Consider the following 17,688-nt stretch of genomic DNA (forward strand, 5'->3'; position numbering starts at 1 on the left):
ACGAAGCCGCCGATTCAGGCGGCTTTGGTGTTTCTGGAATCCCCCTCCCCCGAATCGGCGCTTCACCCAAAGCGGATCACAATCCGCAGGAGCACTCGATCATGACCGTAATCCCACCGAACCAGATTCTGTTGACTGGCGATAAAGCCACCGGCCCGCTTGGTCTCGGTCATTACGTGCGCACCTTGCGGCATCGCCTCAATTACCAGGACAAGCATCGCCAGTTTTTGATGCTGGCTGATACCGACGCCAATGCAAGCAACGTGATCGACGTGGCGCTGGATTACCTGGCAATCGGGATTGATCCGGCCCGCAGCACGCTGTTTGTGCAATCCCAGGTGCCAGAACTGCATGAGCTGACTGCGTGCTACGCCCGCTTGGGCGCGGACATTCTGGGTAGCCAGAGCACCGTGATCGCCAACCATGGGATTGCCGATATCACAGCCTTGAAGGCACGGCTGGTTCCGACCACCGACCCGCAACAAGCGATCATGGTCGAACGCGGAAATCAGCTGGTACGTGCAGTGAACGAACGCGCCGGTACACAAATTCTGGTTGAAGCCGCACCCGTCATGGCCGCCACCGCCCGTAATCGTGTAGCGGTCAACTCGGCAGCCCACGCCATGCCACTGGCCGCCAACCCGGACGCCATCAGCGCGGCGATCCACGCGCTAGCGACAGACCCAAACCGGCCCGGCAGCAAAGCGCCAGGCGATGTCGATCACAATGAAGTGTTCTTCTTCCTGGACGCTTTCGAAACCGACATCCATTTTCTGGATGACCTGAAATCCAAATACCGTCGTGGCGGCTTGAGCGACGCGGTGATCCGCCATCATCTGGAAGAATGTGTGCAGCAATTCCTGGAGCCGATTCGCGAGCGCCGCAATGCGCTTGCCCGCGATCCAGAGCAAGTGCTGAGCATTTTGCGCGATGGCACTGAGCGCGCTCGCAATATCGTTGCGGCGACACTGGATGAAGTCCGGCTTGGTTTGGGCGTATAAGCTGACGCGGCAGCTGCCAGGGACCATAAACAAAGAGCCATCCGGTCTGGATGGCTCTTTTCGTATGCACCAAGCCAGGAATCAGGCCGATTCAGGCAAGCGCAGGCCAAGGATGATCAAGTCCCGCTCAACGTCATCCAGCACGGCGATGCGTGGCAGATTGGCCCATTCGGTAAAGCCAAACTTGCGGAATAAACCGAGGCTGGGCTGGTTGTGACCAAAGATGAAACCAAGGATGGTTTTGACGCCGAGCGAAGGTGAGATCACCATGGCTTGTTGCAATAGCCAGCTCCCCAATCCCTTGCCGCGCGCCGCTTCGGCCAGATAGATACTCACCTCAATCGTGCCATCATAGGCCGGGCGGCCGTAAAAGGATGAAAAGCTCATCCAGCCCGCAACCGCGCCTTGTTCATCCTGCACTACCCACAATGGCCGCGTGGCTTTCTGGTGTGCGGCAAACCAGTCTTCGCGACTGGCCATACTGACGGGTTCAGTATCAGCGGTGACTTCGCGCGAGGCGACGGTGCTGTTGTAGATATCGACGATCACCGGCAAATCGGCATGATGCGCCAGGCGTAAAGACCAAGACATAGCAAATCCCGTTACAGGCGGGTGCAGCGCAGTGCACGCAACGCCTTATTCAAAAATCCATAAAAACCAGGCTGAAGCTCATAACCGGATACGGAGAACTGCTCAGCCAGCAAGGCGCGGCAAGACGGCCAGGGTATTGGCCACGGTTACCGAGGCTATATTTTCCACGGTATCGCCGCGCAGGTCAGCCAGAACTTGCGCGCAGGCCGACATATGTAAAGGTTCGTTGCGTCCCCGATCCAGCCAGGAAGGCGGGATATCAGGCGAGTCCGTCTCCAGCACGATGGCCTCAAGCGGTAATTCGGCAGCGAGTTTACGGATACGCTGCGAGCCCGAATACGTCATCGCTCCACCAAAACCAAGCTTGAAACCCAGCTTGATAAACTCATCGGCCTGTTGGCCACTGCCATTGAAAGCATGTGCAATGCCACCGCGCACTTTCCATTTGCGCAGATACTTAAGGACCTGATCTTGCGAGCGGCGGATATGCACAATCACTGGCAAGTCGAAATCCCGCGCCAGTTTGAGCTGTGCCTCAAACATTTGCACCTGGCGCACGGCATCCAGACCTTCTACAAAGAAGTCCAGACCGATCTCACCCACGGCAACAGGTTGTTCGGCTTGCAACCATTGCGCGAGTTGTACCAGATGTTCATCCCGGTGTTCTGCCACATATATCGGGTGCAAACCATAGGCAGGCGCGACCCCGGTATAACGCAGCATGGCTTTGGTGGTGGCGAACGTAGCTGCGGTCACCGCTGGAACAACCCAGCGCTTTACACCGGCCAGGCGTGAGCGCTCGACCACAGCGTCGCGATCTGCGTCGAACTCGGGGGCATCAAGGTGGCAATGACTATCAATCAGCATGGAACTATTGTGTCTGGCAAGTATCTGTTGTTAGCTGCTTCAGTCAAACTGGCAGCAGTTATGAAATGATCATTAAAACAATACAGCAAGCCAACCGTACCCGGAGCCTTTTACGTGTCTGATCTATTTAGCTGGGGTGTTTTTGCCGTCGTAGTCATCGCCTTGTTGGTGTTTGATCTGGGCGTGCTGCACAAAAAAGACAAGGAAATCTCGATTGCCGAGAGCCTGAAGCTGTCCGCATTCTACATTTGCGCTGGCTTGGCATTTGGCGGCTGGGTCTGGTATTCGCGCGGGGCCCGCGACGGCATGGATTTCTACACCGGGTTTCTGGTGGAGAAATCATTATCGATGGACAACGTGTTCATCATTTCCATGATCTTTACCAGCCTGGCGATTCCGCGCGTTTATCAGCATCGCGTGCTGTTCTGGGGGATTCTGGGCGCGCTGGTCATGCGCGCAATCATGATTGGTCTGGGCGCGGCGCTGGTGCATGAATTTGCATGGCTGTTGCTGTTCTTTGGCCTGTTTCTGGTGTTCACCGGCTTCAAAATGCTGTTTGCCAAAGAAAAAGAACACACGCTGCAAGACAGCAAGTTGTTTCGGTATCTCAAAACCCATTTGCGCCTGACGCCCACACTGCAAGGCAATCATTTTGTGATCCGCGGCGAGAAGCATGGCATGGCGGCTGGCCGCTGGGGCACGCCGTTGCTGCTGGCTTTACTGATGGTCGAAGGCGCGGATCTGATTTTCGCGGTGGATAGCATTCCGGCGATCTTTGCCATTACCCAAGATCCGTTTGTGGTTTACACCTCGAACATTTTCGCCATTCTTGGCTTGCGCGCCTTGTACTTTGCGCTCGCCAGCATGGTGCATCGATTCGAATACCTGAAGTACGCGCTGGCTCTGGTCCTGATCTTCATTGGCGTAAAAATCGGCCTGGTTTATGCCGGCATCAAAGTGCCGTCGGTGCTGTCTTTGACCGTGACGTTTGGTCTGTTGCTGGCTGGCGTGTTGTTCTCGATGTACAAGACCCGGCAGCAGGTGCAATGAGATCTGAAGGCTGATTTGGTCAATCCTTGCTACCCGGAATTCTCGCCAGGAGTTATCGGGAGAACTGCAGGGGTAACAACAAAAAGAGCAGCCCATTGTGGCTGCTCTTTTTGTTCTGGATGAATCCGCTCCGTTTCAGCGACGCAGAATCATGCAGGTCGCCGTGGCATGTGCCAGCAGCGTTCCTTCCGCATTGCGGATACTGCCCTCAGCCACGCCCAAGGTGCGGGAGATATGCAGCACCTTGCCTTCGGCCACCAATGGCACGTCCCGCGGGATTGGCTTGAGCATTTTCACAGTCAGATCAACCGTGCCGTAGCCAACGCCAGCCTCCAGCATGGTATGCACCGCGCAACCGGTGACAGAATCGAGCACCGTTGCGGCAAAGCCACCATGGACCCCGCCCAGTGGATTCAGATGGCGCTCATCCGCTTTGGCCGCAAAACGCACAAAACCAGCGTCCGCTTCCAGCAACGACATCGGCATGGTTACGGTAATGGAAGGCGCAGGCAATTCGCCCCGGGCCATGGCTTGCAACAATTCAAGCCCCGAATATTCAGCAATGGATTTAGTCATTGGCTAGCCGCATCCTTATCGAGTGGGTTCCGCTGTGCTCACGGTTGAGCAGACGGAAACAATCAGAACGGGAAATCAAACCCAACAAAAAGGCCGGTAACTGACCGGCCTTTTCTCCAACTGCTTTTTGCTTAGCTGTCGTTCTTTTTGAGTTCTTCCACCAACGCCACGTACTGCGTCATGGCCTCATCGTTCGACAAGCCTTGCAGTTTGGCCCAGGCGTCGTATTTGGCCTGCGCTACAAAGTTAATGGCTGAAGGGCGATCGCCGTTGACATTGCCATCGGTCGCTTGCTTGTACAGCGCGTACAGCTTGAGCTTGGTTTGTACATCCGGCGCGTCGTTCAGTTGGACAACTTCTTCCTGCGCGGTCTTGAATTGCTCGGCCAAAGTGGACATGGTGACTCCCCACGGAATATTAAAACGTTCGTTTGAATTGCTGTTGGCGAGTATAGCTTGCTGCAGCCAGACCGGGCTATCTGCCAAACGCCGGGGCGCGGGAAAGTCCCTACGCCTCAAGCCTCAATACGCGCCGTGCCCGCCAGTCACACTGCGTATGGTTTTGCAGATGATGGCGATGTCGTACCAGAGATTCCAGTTTTTAACATACCAGGCGTCCAGCGCCACGCGTTCATCATAGGTGGTGTCGTTGCGACCCGACACCTGCCACAGACCAGTCAAGCCAGGGCGCGCTTCCAGATAGAAGTCCACTTTGTCGCCATAGCGGGCCAGTTCTTCGTCGATGATCGGGCGTGGTCCAACCAGACTCATCTGGCCTTTGATTACATTCCACAATTGCGGAATTTCGTCCAGGCTGGTGCGACGCAGAAAGTGCCCAATGCGGGTAATACGCGGATCGTTCTTGAGCTTGAAGTCTTTGTCCCATTCGGCCCGCGCTTGCGGGTCGGTCGCCAGCAAATGCTCCAGCACTTCCTGACTGTTATGCACCATGGTGCGAAATTTCCAGCATTTGAACGGTTTGCCGTTCATGCCTATGCGCACATGACCAAAGAACACGCTGCCCGGCCCGCCCTGACGTTTCACCTGCAGCATCATGTAAAGCAGGATCGGCGAGAGCACGATGAGTCCGAAAATTGCCCCGGTCAGGTCAAAAATCCGCTTCATCCACATCAGCGTGCGCACGGTCAGGTTATTACGCACCCGCAGCAACAATACTTCATGGCTGAAAAAGTGATACGGCACCACACCAAACAATGGCAGACCGGCGATCGGCGGAATGATGTGGATGTCTTTGTAGCGCAGCGTCAGCTGTTCAATCTGGTTGGCCAAGGCTTTGAGTTCTTCTTCATCCACCGCTACCACCACGTGCGGGCGGGCGTTGGCATCCAGCCATGCGGTCAAGCCATCACACGGAATGGAGATCACTGGCAGAAGCGCGCCATTGACCTCAACGCTATCTGGCGCGTCTTTGCCTACGGCCAGAAACGCTTCAATCCGGAACCCCAACTGACGTTCGCTTTTCATGGCCCGATACGCCGCCAGCGCATTCTCGCCGGTACCGACGATCACCGTTGGCATTTGCCAGATATTGAGCTTGAGCAGCCAGCCTTTGGCCGCGCTGCGCAGCCACGGCAGCAACACCAGCGCCACGCCCCACGACACCGGCCACAAGAACCGCGACACGGTGAACTTGCCCAGCAACACCAGCATGCCATTGAGCAAACCGGCCAGCAGCAAGGCGCGCAGGATATCCAGCAGTTGATCCCAGAACGGCAAGCGCAAGCTGTAATGACCACGCCACCAGAAGTTGGCCACCGTTAACAGCGCCAGCAGCAAAAACGCCATGCCTTGTTGGCGCCCTTCCCACATCCACCACAAATCAAAACTGGCGCTGATACGTTGATAGCGGAACAGCCACAGCAGCAACATGGCTACGGCAAAAGCAATCGCCAGCGCGGCAAAGTCGGCCAGCGCCAGCCAGATTTTGGCGCGCTCAGGGCCTTCGTGTTTAAGCGACATAAGGTTTCGGCGTCTCCGGTTCTGCTGTCGGGTGAATGCCATACGCGGCGTACAGCGCCGCCATCATGACATCCAGCGAGTAATAGTCCTGTACGAAGTGACGGGCTCGTTGACCCAGTTCAACGCGAGCGTGGCGGTCTTGCGCGAGCAACGCCAAGCGGGCGGTGAAATCGGCGGCAGTATGCCCCAGGTAGCCATTGATGCCGTCTCGCACCAGATCGCGGTTACCGATCACGTCGGTTGCCACCACCGGCAAGCCTGCGGCCATGGCTTCGAGTACCGCCACCGGCATGCCTTCCCAGCGCGAGGTCTGAATGTAGATATCCAGCCCGGCCATATGTTGCAACGCAGCTTTGCGATCAACCCAGCCAGTGAGTTTGACACCCGCTTGCTTGAGGGCGGTTTCACCGGATTCATCCCCACCGCCAATCCATACAAATTCGATCTCGCCGGGTTGACTCAGCGCGGCGGCGATTTCAGCAAACAGTTCCGGATTGCGTGCCAGCGTAACGCGGCCAACCGTGCCTATGCGCACTACGCCTTCGTTGCCCAATGCCAGCGGCACGGCATCGATATCGACGGCGTTGTGCACTTCGACCACGTTTTTGGATAGATGCGTACGGATTTCACCGGCCTCGCCAGGCGAGCACGCAACAAACGTCACCGGCGCACCCGCCAGCAGTTTTTCAATCAACAAGAAAATCGAATTCTTCAAGCGCCCTTCGGCCCGCTGCAAAAACGACAAGCCATGGGGCGAGAAGAACCACTTGGGGCCGCGATAAATCATGCTCAGAATCCGCCCCAGCGCGCCGGCTTTGCTGGAATGCAGATGCACCACATCCGGCGCCAGTGTTTTGAGCGTGCCATGCAACAGACGCCCTGCGCGAAAATCGGCAACAGGGGAAATCGAACGCGTCATGGGCAGCTGGATCAGCGCAATGCCTTCGGCAAACAGCTCGCGCCAGTTATCCGGCGTTTCCTCACGAACGCTGTGGATGATGGTTACCCGCAAGCCATCGGCGCGCTGGCGGTTGGCAATGGCGGTCACCATCGAAAGTGTACCGGCCCCGAACGACTCGACCACATGGACGATATGGCTCATGCAGCCTTCCCTTGCCGCAAGCGTGCCTTGAGTTTGAAAACCAGGCCGTATGGCAGTAACAAGAGCAACACGCTGCGCGCCAGCCCCTTCCATGCGGCCAGGCTGCCGTCTTTGTAACGCCATTGCAGCGCCAGCCGTGACTTCAACTGCCGATTGCGTTTCGAAAGCGAAATACCGCCCGGATCAAGTTCATAGCGGATCAGTACATCGGCCAGATTGGCAACCGGAAACTGCCGGGTGAACGTCCAGAACAAGGCGTAATCTTCAGCCGCTGGCGCATCAAGCGGATAGTGACCGGTGCTGGCCAGCGCAGCGGTACGAAACATCACTGCCGGATGGATGAAGGCCGAGTTCAGATGCATGGCTTTCTGGATATCCGCATAAGCAGTTGGATGGCGCAGCACAAATTGCTCAACGCCCTGCGGATCAACCATGCTGGCGGCGCCGCCCAGCAGCATCACATCGGGATGCGCATCCAGAAACGCGACCTGCCGAGCAAAGCGGTCGGCGACATTGGTATCACCGCAATCAAGCCGGGCGATCAGTTCATAACCGCGTGATTCGATCCAGCCCAAGCCGCTATTGAGCGCATACTCAATGCCGCGGTTTTTCGGCAGAAACAAAAAGCGCAGCACGCCCTGGGCGGCAAAAGCATCCCGAGCGGCCCGCTCGTCTATCGGTGCACGCGCGCTGCCATCATCAACGACCAGCACATCAACTTGTTCGGTAGCACCAAATGAAGCGAGCGAACTCACCAGCCCGGTCGGGTTGTTGTAATGCGGAATCAGGCAAATGAGTCGGTTTTGGGTTTCGGCCATGTTCTGATAAATCTGTTCGGTCTTTTAACCTGGGTTCTTTACGAGTGCTGTGGGCACAATTTGTTCAGTCGGCATACGGCGAATGCCAATCAATCCAGTCCGCCTATGACCAGCTACGAACGCCCAGCCATTGTTTGACCTTGCGCGCCACACCAAACGGCACCACCAGCCACACCAGCGGCTTGAGCAACATTAACCAGGAGCGGGGCGCGCAATCCACATGGCGCAGCAATACTTTAAAACGCGACCACTGCTGCCGGCGGCGGCGCGATAACGAAATCCCCGCCGTGGTGTATTCGGTCCGGAGCAATATTTCGGGCAGATTTGCAGTGCGATAACGCGCTACAAATTTCCAGAAATAAGCGAAGTCTTCGGCGGCCTTGCAGTCCACTGGGTATGCGCCCAACTCGCGAACTCCAGCTGCCCGGAACATGACAGCCGGATGGGTAAACGCATTATCGACATGCATTTGCCGCACGATCTGTTCGTGCGTTTGTGGCTGGTTGAGCGTAAAGCGATCGCCGGTTTCATCAAAAAACACTACCGCGCTGCCCAGCAGATAAACATCTGGGTGGGCATCCATATAGGCCGCTTGCCGCGAGCAGCGATCAGGCATATTCAGATCGCCACAATCCAGCCGGGCGATGTACTCATAACCACCGGCATTCATCAACGCGGCCAGGCCCGCATTCAGTGCAAACTCGATCCCCTGATTCTGCGGCAGATACACAAAATTCAAGCTGCCTTGCGCTTGCCATGCAGCACGGCAGGCGGCTTCATCCAGTTGTTGCCGCACACTGCCGTCATCGACTACCCAGGCGTCAACCTGTTCGTCAGCGCCGACCGATGCCAGCGATTCCACCATACCTTGTGGATTATTGAAATGCGGAATCAGCAGCGCGACCCGGTTGTGTGAAATCGTCACCGGTGTTGCTCCAGTTCAGTTTTTTGCAATTGCAGTTTGCCAGGTGCGCGGTTAAACAGCACGGACCAGCGTTCCAGCAACAGTTGCTTGTCATAGTCATGCGAGCGCAAACGCAGTTGCGCCGCCAGCGCCGGGTGTTTAGGAACTTGCGCCAGAATCAGTTCGGCCAGCGCCACGCCGGTGGCCGCTTCGGTCACATATTCGTGCGCCTGCTCACCAAACAGTTCGACCACGCCACCGGCATTGGTTGTGACCACCGGCAGGCCAGCTTTCATGGCTTCCAGCACCACCAGCGGGCAGCCTTCAAACCAGGATGTCAGCAGCAAAAAATCTGCGCGACGCATGAAGTCGGCGACGTCATGGCGCGTGCCCATAAATTCGATCAAACCCGCCAGACCGCGCTTTTCCGCCTGCGCCTGCAATGCCCCACGCAACGGGCCGTCACCCAGCACCGTCAGCCGGGCCAGCTGATTGCGTTCGACCAAAGCCGCCAGCGTATCCAGCCACAAGTCAGGCTGCTTTTCGACATCAATACGGCCCACAAACAGCAAGCGCAGCGGGTTGCCGGGATAGCGCGGTGGCCGCGGCTCGACGTCTTCGACAAAATTGGGAATAACTTGCCAGCCTGGTTTGACCGGTTCATCAAGCCATTTACCCAGTGATTGCCGAGCGTGGCCGGAGACAAAAACAATGTTCTCAATGCGCCGATAAATATTCTGGCAAGCAAAGCGATGGACCGGGTTCATATGCGCGGCGGCATCCACGTTTGCCAGCGGGCCATGCACCCAAGCCACCAGCCGTTTGCCCAGCCCGCGCGTGGCCAGCCAGGCCATGTATAGCGGCATCAGGAAGGTGGCGGCAACCACCACATCGGCCTCAGTTGCCAGCTTGCGCGCAGCGCGCCAACCCGCCAGCCAGGTCCACGGTTTTTTGGGATGCCAGGCTTGGGACAAATCCACCACCCGCACCGTGCGCGTACGCTCTTGCCACAGATTGGTGGCGTCGCCCAGCGTGACCAGAGTGACCTGAAAACCGCGTGCCGCCAGCCCTTCGCCTACCAGCGCGGCACAACGTTCCACTCCGCCCAGACCCAAGCCGCGCAAGAAGAATGTGATTTTCATCGGCTTCCTTTACCGGTGAGTCGCTGCAACGCCTGCAACACTCCCTGTCCCAGCCGGTGTTTGATCCATTGTTTCCGATAAAACCCGCTGCGCTCCAGCGCGAACGGTAAAGCCGCCCGCAAGCGCCCGACCACCGGCAAGGTTTGGGCCGCAGGCTGCGTGCGCTGCCATGCTTCGATCCATGCCTCGGCCAGCACCGCAGCGCCCACCGGATGCGCTTGATGGATCGCCAAGAGCATATCGGCGTAAGCCGCAAAGTCGTCCGGCAACAAGGTACGGCCCGGCTCGGCGTATTCGGCAAACTGGACCGCACGCGCTTGCAACGCGGCAGGCAGCAAAACAAGAGCATAAGCGGCGCGGATGCGTTGGGCCGTTTGGCGCAAGGCATCCCGTTTGGTCTGGGTGATCTGCCCGGCGTGGCAGCGATAGCGTAACAGCGGCTGCGCGACGTTCACAAAATGTGCACCACGCGTCGCCAGTGCGCACCACAAGGCGTAGTCCTCCGCGTGAACTGCGCCAGCGTCATAGGGGACCTCCCGCAGCAAGCTGGTGCGGGCCACTACGCTGGGGTGGGCAAAAGCGACGTTGAACAGCAACTGCAATTTGATCGAGGCATCGTCCAGCGGGGTCTGCCAGATGCCGGAACGCTCGCCAAAGAACTGCACCCAGGTGCCGCACACGTCAGCGCCGGTTTGTTCCAGGGTGGCGAGCTGAATTTGCAGACGTTCGGGCTCAGCCAGGTCATCGGCATCCATGCGCGCCAGCCATGCTCCGCGCGCAGCGGCGATGCCTTCATTGAGCGTGGCGATCAAACCGCGATTTTCGCGGGTGATGATCTGGAAACGCGGATCGCGAAATGCATGCGCTTGCAGGATCGCCAGCGTTTGATCGGTGCAACCATCGTCAATCGCCAGACATTCAAAATCGGTAAAAGTCTGCGCGGATAAGGAATCCAGCGTTTCCTGTAAATACGGCGCGCTGTTGTAGCACGGCAAAACAATACTGACGGCAGGCGTGGTCATACGGCAGCAGCCTCCTTCAGAACCTTGCGGGCACGCCACCAGAAAGCGACGACGATATATGTTTCAACAGCCAGCACCACTTGTGCAGCACGCACCGCCCCGTGGCCCGGCAGCAGGATCAACAATCCCAGCACGTTAATGACGCCAGCAACAATCAATACGCGGCTGAAATAACGTTCTTCACCAAACGGTAGTAACGACTGCATGCCGAATACGTAGCTAAAGGCGCTGAGCAGCACAATTGGCGCCAGCCACATCATGACCGGCGCGGCAGCGGCCAGGTCTTTGCCCGCCAGAAACGGCATCAGCCACGGTGCGCCGATCAGCAGGATCAAGGTCAGCACCAGACCCGCCGAGCCTTGTAACAAAGTGGCTTTGCGGATCATCGATACCGCCGCCGGTTTGTTGTGATGGGCGAGTTGGGCGATGCGTGGATAAGTTGCCTGCACCAGCAAGGCGATCAGACCTTGTACATTAACCAGCAGTTTGTTGGCGGCAGAGAAGTAGCCCACCTGCAGTACACCACTGTACAGACCGACCAGTGTGGTGGTGGCAGTGGTGTACAGGCTGGTCGATAACGCAGAAAGAAAAAATGGCCAGCTAGCCCGCAGCGAGACTTTGACATCCGCCTGACCGGGTCGCACCCAGGCCGGGCGCTGTAGTCCCCACTGGATGATCCACCAGAATGCGCCTGCCAGGATCATCGGCGCGGCTTGTAATACCACCGCCAGGCCAACGTCGTCGGGACTACGCACCAGCAGCAGCAAGAATCCCAGCAACAAGGCGCGGGCAATCACGCTGATGACCGAAGCGGCCCGCAATTCTTCCATGCCCTGGAAATACCAGGTCGGAAAACACACCGACGCCACGATATTGGCCAGCGAAAACAGAAACACCGGCGCCAGCATGCGCCAGTCCGGCACCAGCATGATCGCCGCCGTGAGCAGCACCAGCGACACCAGCATCAGGCAGGATTTGGCCACCATGGTGCGCCAGAAAATAGCGGCGATCCGCGCCGGGTCATCGCGCGCCACGGCAATTTCGCGGGTGGCGGACAGATCAAAGCCAAAATCGGTAAACAAGATGCCGTACTGGATCACCGATGCCGCGTAGTTCATCGCACCGAACGACTGCGCCTGCAGCACGTGGGTCAGAAACGGAAAGGTGACGAAGGAGATCAGGTACTGCAATCCCTTCACCACGTAAAGCGCGACAATATTTCCCGCGAGCTTGCGATCCATCAGGGCGCTGCTCCGGCGTGGCCGATCTGGCGCGTGGGATGGTCGATCGTCTCGTCGCCATAAGTGCGCAAGACTTCGGCGATCACCACGTGATAGCCCTTGTACCAGGTCTGGTAGTTTTGCTTGGCGGTAATATGGTCCGGGTGCTGCATCAGCGCTCGCAAACCTGCCAGCGAATGCCAGTAATACACCACGCAGGTGAGCTCCTGGGCGGCGTTTTCCCAAGTGTCTTGTCCGGCAAATTCAGGGATGGACTGTGCGGCGGCCATGATCGACGCATCAAGGCGCTCGAACTCGGCGTCGTACTGTTTTTTCCTGAAAATGAAAGTCGCTGAATACATGGTTTTTCTGGGTGCCGTTGATCTGCAAGGCTAATAAGCAACAACCCGCGCTAGCTAACGCGGGTTGTCTGTAAACACACACAATTGTATTTGATCAACGCAAGTATGGCTGTAACCGTTTTACGTCTTTCAAGCGAAGCCGTTGGGATTGCCGCTTTGCCAGCGCCACGAATCGCGGCACATGTCTTCCAGCGTTTTCTCGGCCTGCCAGCCCAACTCGCTGCGCGCCAGCGCCGGGTCTGCGTAGCAAGCCGCGATATCGCCGGGGCGACGATCAACCAGTTGGTATGGCACGGATTTACCGCTGGCCACTTCAAACGCCTTGATCATGTCCAGCACCGAATACCCCAGGCCAGTACCCAGATTCACCGTTACCGTACCAGAGCCTTGCGCCAGTTTTTGCAGCGCTTTGACGTGACCCTTGGCCAGATCAACCACGTGTATGTAATCACGTACGCCGGTGCCATCTGGCGTCGGATAGTCATGTCCATACACCGACAGTTTGTCGCGCTTACCCACTGCCACCTGCGCCACAAATGGCATCAGGTTGTTCGGAATGCCTTGCGGGTCTTCGCCGATCAAGCCGGATGCATGCGCGCCGACAGGGTTGAAATAACGCAGCAAGGCCAGATGCCAGGAGGAATCCGAGCGGAACAGATCGCGCAGCATGTCTTCGATCATCAGCTTGGAGCGACCGTATGGATTGGTCGCGGATAGCGGAAAATCTTCATTGATAGGCACCGCATGCGGGTCACCATAAACGGTGGCCGACGAGGAGAACACCAGCTGTTTGACATTGGCGGCGCTCATGGCTTCCAGCAAACGTACCGTTCCGACCACGTTATTATCGTAGTAGGCCAGCGGCTTCTGGACTGATTCGCCCACGGCTTTCAGACCAGCAAAATGGATAACTGCACCAATCGGCCAGCGATTGAAGGCTTCATCCAGCGCTTTGCGATCACGGATATCGGCGTTGACCCATTCCACCGGCTTGCCGGTGATGGTCTCCAGCCGGTTGAGTACTTCAGGCTTGGCGTTGCAGAAATTATCGAAAATGACTGGGGTAAAACCGGCAGCGAGCAATTCGATATAGGTGTGCGAGCCGATGTAGCCCGCCCCGCCTGTCAGCAATACATGCATAGCGATTCCAGTAATAAACAGTGATCGAAAGTGGCAGCGATGCTAGCAAATCCGACGGCAAATACCATCGGATAACTCTGAACGACCGGCGCTTAACGACGCTCTTGTCGCCACAACATCACAATGGCGATAAACAGGAAGAACAAAGTCGGAATCGACACCACCAGCGGTGGTGGCCAGCTGCGCAATTCACCCAGATAAACCACAACCTGGTTCAGAAAGTGGAACGACATCCCGACGATGATCCCGGCGAACAAGCGCACGCCCACATTGCCACTGCGCCGCTGCGTCTGCGCAAACGGCAAGGCAATCACGATCATCGACAAACAGGCCAGCGGGTAAAAAAGCTTGCCCCACAAGGCGAGCTCGTAGCGTGAAGTTTTCTGGTTATTGCGGCGCAAGTGATCGATATAACTATACAAGGCGCGACCCGACATCTGCGATGGCTCGACCAACAACACCGCCAGCATTTCCGGCGTGATCGACGTGGCCCAGTTGCCCGCCGCCGCCTTGGTCATGCTCACCCCGCCTTCATTCGGCGCAAAGCGGGTTTCGGCGGAATCCTGCAGTTGCCATTCACCGTTGCCTTTGTACTTGCCGGTGGTGCCTTCAAGAATGCGGTTCAGCACCATCTTGTCGCCGAATTCGTAAATGCGGATGCCCAGAATGGTGAGATCGGGCAGCATTTCAGCGATGTTCACAATCTGGTGACCATCCTTCACCCAGACGCCAGAGCGGAATTCACCCACCAGCATGGCCTTGGTCGCAGCCAGCCGATGCTGGTTCGCCGCTTGCTTGGCCACCGGCGCGACGTACTCACCCAGCAGCAAGGTCACCGCGCCGTACAGCACGCCAATGATCAACAGCCAGCTCAGCAAACGCTTGACCGACACCCCCGCCGCACGCATCACGGTCAGTTCGGCATTACCAGCCAAGGTGGAGAGCGCAAAAATCCCGCCAATCAGCACGGCAATCGGCAACAGGTTGTAGGCATTGGAAGGCGTTTGCAAAAGCACGTACAGCAACGCATCGGAGAGCTGATAACCGCCCTTGCCCAGATCGCCCAGTTCGCCAATCAAATCGAAAAAATTGTATAGCGCCAGCAAGCCTGCCAGCGTGAACAGAATGAATACCGTCAATTGACGGAACAGATAACGTGCCAGAATTTTCATGACACGCTCCGGCTTTTGCTACGCCAGAAATACAGGCCAACCACCAGCCCCGCAGCGAGAATATGTAGCGGCCACATGTTGAGCCAGAGCGGCACTTTGCCGCCAGCAATCCAGGCCTGCATGATATTGACCATGCTGTAATAAACGAAGTACACAAACACCGCCACCACCAGGTTGAGTGCCCGACCGCCGCGTGGATTAAAGAACGCCAGAGGAATAGCCCCCAACGTCAGAATCAAGGCCGATAACGGCAAAGCGATACGCCAGGCCATTTCTGCGCGTTTCTCGGGGTTATCGCTGCCCAGCAATTGCATGGTTGCAGTAGCCTGGGTAGTCGGGCTGGACACAGGTCGATCTGTGGTTTCAATACGCAATTGGGCGTGATCGAACGTCACTGTGTCATAGGCAATCTTGCCGGGCTCGCCTTGATAAGAGCGGCCTTTGCCCAGCCACAGCCAGCGTTCATCGTGCTTGTCCAGAAACATGCCGCCACGCTCTGACATGATGATCGATATGCGGCCATCTTTTTTCATCTGCACAAAGACGTTATTGCCGGCATTGGTCTGATTGGTAAAGTTCTCGACAAAATAAACCCGGTCCGCCGAAGGGGATTCGCGGAACACGCCGGGCGCGACCTGAGTCACTTCCTGGCGCGACATGGATTTCTCGCGGAACTCATTGCCTTTTTTCAGCGCCCACGGCGAAACCACGGTCGACAGCACCGCAATCAGCACCACCACCGGTAGCGCAAATTCCAGCACCGGTGCAATGAAGTTGCGAATGGAGCGGCCGCTGGCGAACCAGATCACCATCTCGTTGTCACGCCACAGACGCGTCATCGTCGCCAGCACTGAAACGAACAGCATGAGCGACATGAGAATAGGCAGGTAGCGCACTGCGGCGAAGCCCATCATGGCCCAGACCGCAGACGAGGCCAGCGCGCCAATGGCGGCCTGGCCCAGCAAGCGCACGACCTGTGTGGTCATGACAAGCAGCAGCAACACGGCGAACACCGCCATGGCTACCCACGTCATTTCCTGAATCAGGGTCTTGCGAAAAAGCATGCGTTTTTGACTTATAAGGGGGGACAGGAAATAATCACGCGAGCCTGGAACCGGACCATCCGCGTTTCTCATGCATTTTGCATGCAAATGCGGCGGTCCACCACAAACTCAAGCCCCAAAAGGGCTCACACCAACAATAGATAAGTTGCACATATCAGCGCAACGGAGGTCCACACCATGGAATATATCATTAATCTCACCCCCCCCGAAAAAGACACCGCTGAGACATTGGTGCTGCCCGTCGCTGGCAAAAAGCTGGCACAAGGCCTGTCAAAGCTCGATTCGGCCACCTCGGGCGTGTTGTCCGCACTGGTTGCCAACGGTGAACCGGGCGAGAAAGCGGGCTCCATTTTGAGCACGCACGTGACGCTGGACGGCAAATTGCGCCGCGTGGTTTTGGTGCAGACCGGCGAAACCGCTGATGTAGCTTCCTTGCGCCTTGCAGCCAGCACCGCTGCCAAAGCCGTGATCGCGGGCAAGGCGGCCAGCACCGGTGTTCACCTGTTGCTGGTTGCAGGCAAAACCCTGGATATCGAAACCGCTGCTGCCATCGTCGCGCAAGCGTTTGTTTTCGAAGGCTACCGGTTTGATCAGTTCAAATCCAAAAAAGAACCTGTGGCGACGCTCACCAATGTAAACATTACCGTGAGCAAAAAAGCCGACCAGGATGCGGCCCAAGCTGGCCTGCAACAAGGTCTGGCCATTGGTCATGGCGTGAACTTCACCCGTGATCTGGGCAATGCCCCGGGTAACGTTTGCACCCCGACCTATCTGGCAACCCAGGCGCAAGCGCTGGGCAAAGCAGCCAAGATCAAAGTGGACGTGCTCGAAGCCGCCGACATGGAAAAGCTCGGCATGGGTTCATTCCTGGCCGTGGCCAAGGGTTCAATCGAACCGCCCAAGCTGATTACCCTGGAATACAAAGGCGGCAAGGGCAAGCCAGTGGTGCTGGTTGGTAAAGGCATTACGTTTGACTCGGGCGGTATCTCGCTCAAGCCGGGCGACAGCATGGACGAAATGAAATACGACATGTGCGGTGCTGCCACCGTGCTGGGCGTATTCAAGGCCGTGACTGAACTGAAGCTGCCTATCAACCTGGTGGGTGTGATCGCTACTTGCGAAAACATGCCAGCTGGCAATGCGTACAAGCCAGGTGACATTCTCACCAGCATGTCCGGCCAGACCATCGAAGTGCTGAACACCGATGCTGAAGGCCGCCTGGTGCTGTGCGACGCGCTGACATACGCCGCGAAGTACGAACCGGAAACCATCATCGATATCGCCACGCTGACTGGTGCTTGCGTGATCGCCCTGGGCCATATCGCGACAGGCTTGTACGCCAATGACGAAAAACTGGCAGAGCAACTGTTGGCAGCAGCTGGTACTTCCGGCGACAAAGCATGGCGTATGCCGTTGTGGGACGACTATCAAGAACAACTGAAGTCCAACTTTGCGGATATGGCCAATATCGGCGGCCGTCCGGGTGGCTCGATTACCGCAGCGGTGTTCTTGTCACGTTTCGTCAAAGACGTGAACTGGGCTCACCTCGATATCGCCGGTACTGCATGGAAGTCTGGTGCGGCCAAGGGTGCCACGGGTCGTCCGGTGCCAATGCTGGTGGAGTTCCTCAACCAGCGCGCCGCTAAAACCGCGAAAAAGAAATAAGGCCCGATGCGGT

The 17,688-nt window shown here is 57.3% G+C and carries 18 protein-coding genes; 3 read left to right on the forward strand and 15 right to left on the reverse strand.

Annotation, left to right across the window (positions count from 1 at the left end):
- The first annotated feature begins 101 nt into the window (after window positions 1-101).
- On the forward strand, window positions 102-1,001 hold the full coding sequence (locus P4L78_RS22015) for a tryptophan--tRNA ligase (RefSeq protein ID WP_309330762.1): 900 nt from the start codon (window positions 102-104) through the stop codon (window positions 999-1,001).
- A gap of 81 nt (window positions 1,002-1,082) precedes the next feature.
- Here the strand turns inward: P4L78_RS22015 and P4L78_RS22020 are convergent, their stop codons facing one another.
- Both P4L78_RS22020 and P4L78_RS22025 read right to left on the reverse strand, forming a co-directional pair.
- The gene (locus tag P4L78_RS22020; protein ID WP_309330764.1) at window positions 1,083-1,592 is read right to left on the reverse strand and encodes an N-acetyltransferase family protein; all 510 of its coding nucleotides are present in this window, start codon (window positions 1,590-1,592) and stop codon (window positions 1,083-1,085) included.
- A 102-nt stretch (window positions 1,593-1,694) separates the two neighbouring features.
- On the reverse strand, window positions 1,695-2,459 hold the full coding sequence (locus P4L78_RS22025) for a TatD family hydrolase (protein WP_309330766.1): 765 nt from the start codon (window positions 2,457-2,459) through the stop codon (window positions 1,695-1,697).
- 114 nt (window positions 2,460-2,573) lie between these two features.
- Here P4L78_RS22025 and P4L78_RS22030 point away from each other — a divergent pair, with 114 nt between their 5' ends.
- Window positions 2,574-3,509 carry a TerC family protein gene (locus P4L78_RS22030; protein ID WP_283148114.1) on the forward strand — a complete coding sequence of 312 codons (936 nt, stop codon included), beginning with the start codon at window positions 2,574-2,576 and terminating at the stop codon, window positions 3,507-3,509.
- Between the two features lie 135 nt (window positions 3,510-3,644).
- Here P4L78_RS22030 and P4L78_RS22035 read toward each other — a convergent pair whose 3' ends face one another.
- The 13 genes from P4L78_RS22035 to lptF form a co-directional block, all read right to left on the reverse strand.
- Window positions 3,645-4,085 (reverse strand): PaaI family thioesterase, encoded by a 441-nt coding sequence (locus P4L78_RS22035; RefSeq protein WP_309330769.1) that lies wholly within the window; start codon window positions 4,083-4,085, stop codon window positions 3,645-3,647.
- Between the two features lie 131 nt (window positions 4,086-4,216).
- Window positions 4,217-4,483 carry an acyl-CoA-binding protein gene (locus P4L78_RS22040; protein WP_309330771.1) on the reverse strand — a complete coding sequence of 89 codons (267 nt, stop codon included), beginning with the start codon at window positions 4,481-4,483 and terminating at the stop codon, window positions 4,217-4,219.
- A gap of 123 nt (window positions 4,484-4,606) precedes the next feature.
- Window positions 4,607-6,064, reverse strand: coding sequence for an undecaprenyl-phosphate galactose phosphotransferase WbaP (gene wbaP / locus P4L78_RS22045; protein ID WP_283148111.1), 1,458 nt, complete (start codon window positions 6,062-6,064; stop codon window positions 4,607-4,609).
- The gene (locus P4L78_RS22050) at window positions 6,054-7,166 is read right to left on the reverse strand and encodes a glycosyltransferase (protein ID WP_283148110.1); all 1,113 of its coding nucleotides are present in this window, start codon (window positions 7,164-7,166) and stop codon (window positions 6,054-6,056) included. The genes wbaP and P4L78_RS22050 overlap by 11 nt, the downstream gene beginning before the upstream one ends.
- Window positions 7,163-7,984 carry a glycosyltransferase gene (locus P4L78_RS22055; RefSeq protein ID WP_309330773.1) on the reverse strand — a complete coding sequence of 274 codons (822 nt, stop codon included), beginning with the start codon at window positions 7,982-7,984 and terminating at the stop codon, window positions 7,163-7,165. The genes P4L78_RS22050 and P4L78_RS22055 overlap by 4 nt, the downstream gene beginning before the upstream one ends.
- A gap of 103 nt (window positions 7,985-8,087) precedes the next feature.
- Window positions 8,088-8,909 (reverse strand): glycosyltransferase, encoded by an 822-nt coding sequence (locus tag P4L78_RS22060; protein WP_309330775.1) that lies wholly within the window; start codon window positions 8,907-8,909, stop codon window positions 8,088-8,090.
- On the reverse strand, window positions 8,906-10,030 hold the full coding sequence (locus P4L78_RS22065; protein ID WP_309330777.1) for a glycosyltransferase: 1,125 nt from the start codon (window positions 10,028-10,030) through the stop codon (window positions 8,906-8,908). The genes P4L78_RS22060 and P4L78_RS22065 overlap by 4 nt, the downstream gene beginning before the upstream one ends.
- Window positions 10,027-11,052, reverse strand: a complete 1,026-nt coding sequence (locus P4L78_RS22070) for a glycosyltransferase family 2 protein (protein WP_309330779.1) — start codon at window positions 11,050-11,052, stop codon at window positions 10,027-10,029. The genes P4L78_RS22065 and P4L78_RS22070 overlap by 4 nt, the downstream gene beginning before the upstream one ends.
- Entirely contained in the window at window positions 11,049-12,293 is a 1,245-nt protein-coding gene (locus tag P4L78_RS22075; RefSeq protein WP_309330781.1) for a flippase, read from the reverse strand. The genes P4L78_RS22070 and P4L78_RS22075 overlap by 4 nt, the downstream gene beginning before the upstream one ends.
- Window positions 12,293-12,634, reverse strand: a complete 342-nt coding sequence (locus tag P4L78_RS22080; protein WP_309330782.1) for an antibiotic biosynthesis monooxygenase — start codon at window positions 12,632-12,634, stop codon at window positions 12,293-12,295. Before P4L78_RS22080 ends, P4L78_RS22075 begins: the two co-directional genes overlap by 1 nt.
- Window positions 12,635-12,763: 129 nt before the next feature.
- Window positions 12,764-13,774, reverse strand: coding sequence for a UDP-glucose 4-epimerase GalE (galE, locus tag P4L78_RS22085; protein WP_309330784.1), 1,011 nt, complete (start codon window positions 13,772-13,774; stop codon window positions 12,764-12,766).
- Window positions 13,775-13,866: 92 nt separating this feature from the next.
- Window positions 13,867-14,946: an LPS export ABC transporter permease LptG gene (gene lptG / locus P4L78_RS22090; RefSeq protein WP_309330785.1), complete on the reverse strand. Its 1,080-nt coding sequence runs from the start codon at window positions 14,944-14,946 to the stop codon at window positions 13,867-13,869.
- Window positions 14,943-16,010 carry an LPS export ABC transporter permease LptF gene (gene lptF / locus P4L78_RS22095; RefSeq protein ID WP_283148101.1) on the reverse strand — a complete coding sequence of 356 codons (1,068 nt, stop codon included), beginning with the start codon at window positions 16,008-16,010 and terminating at the stop codon, window positions 14,943-14,945. Before lptF ends, lptG begins: the two co-directional genes overlap by 4 nt.
- Window positions 16,011-16,187: 177 nt before the next feature.
- On the opposite strand from lptF, the gene P4L78_RS22100 reads away from it, so the two are divergent.
- Complete coding sequence (locus tag P4L78_RS22100; RefSeq protein ID WP_309330788.1) at window positions 16,188-17,675, forward strand: leucyl aminopeptidase; 1,488 nt, start codon at window positions 16,188-16,190, stop codon at window positions 17,673-17,675.
- The last annotated feature ends 13 nt before the right edge of the window (window positions 17,676-17,688 follow it).

It is taken from the genome of Silvimonas sp., from assembly GCF_031291215.1.
Classification (GTDB): domain Bacteria; phylum Pseudomonadota; class Gammaproteobacteria; order Burkholderiales; family Chitinibacteraceae; genus Silvimonas; species Silvimonas soli.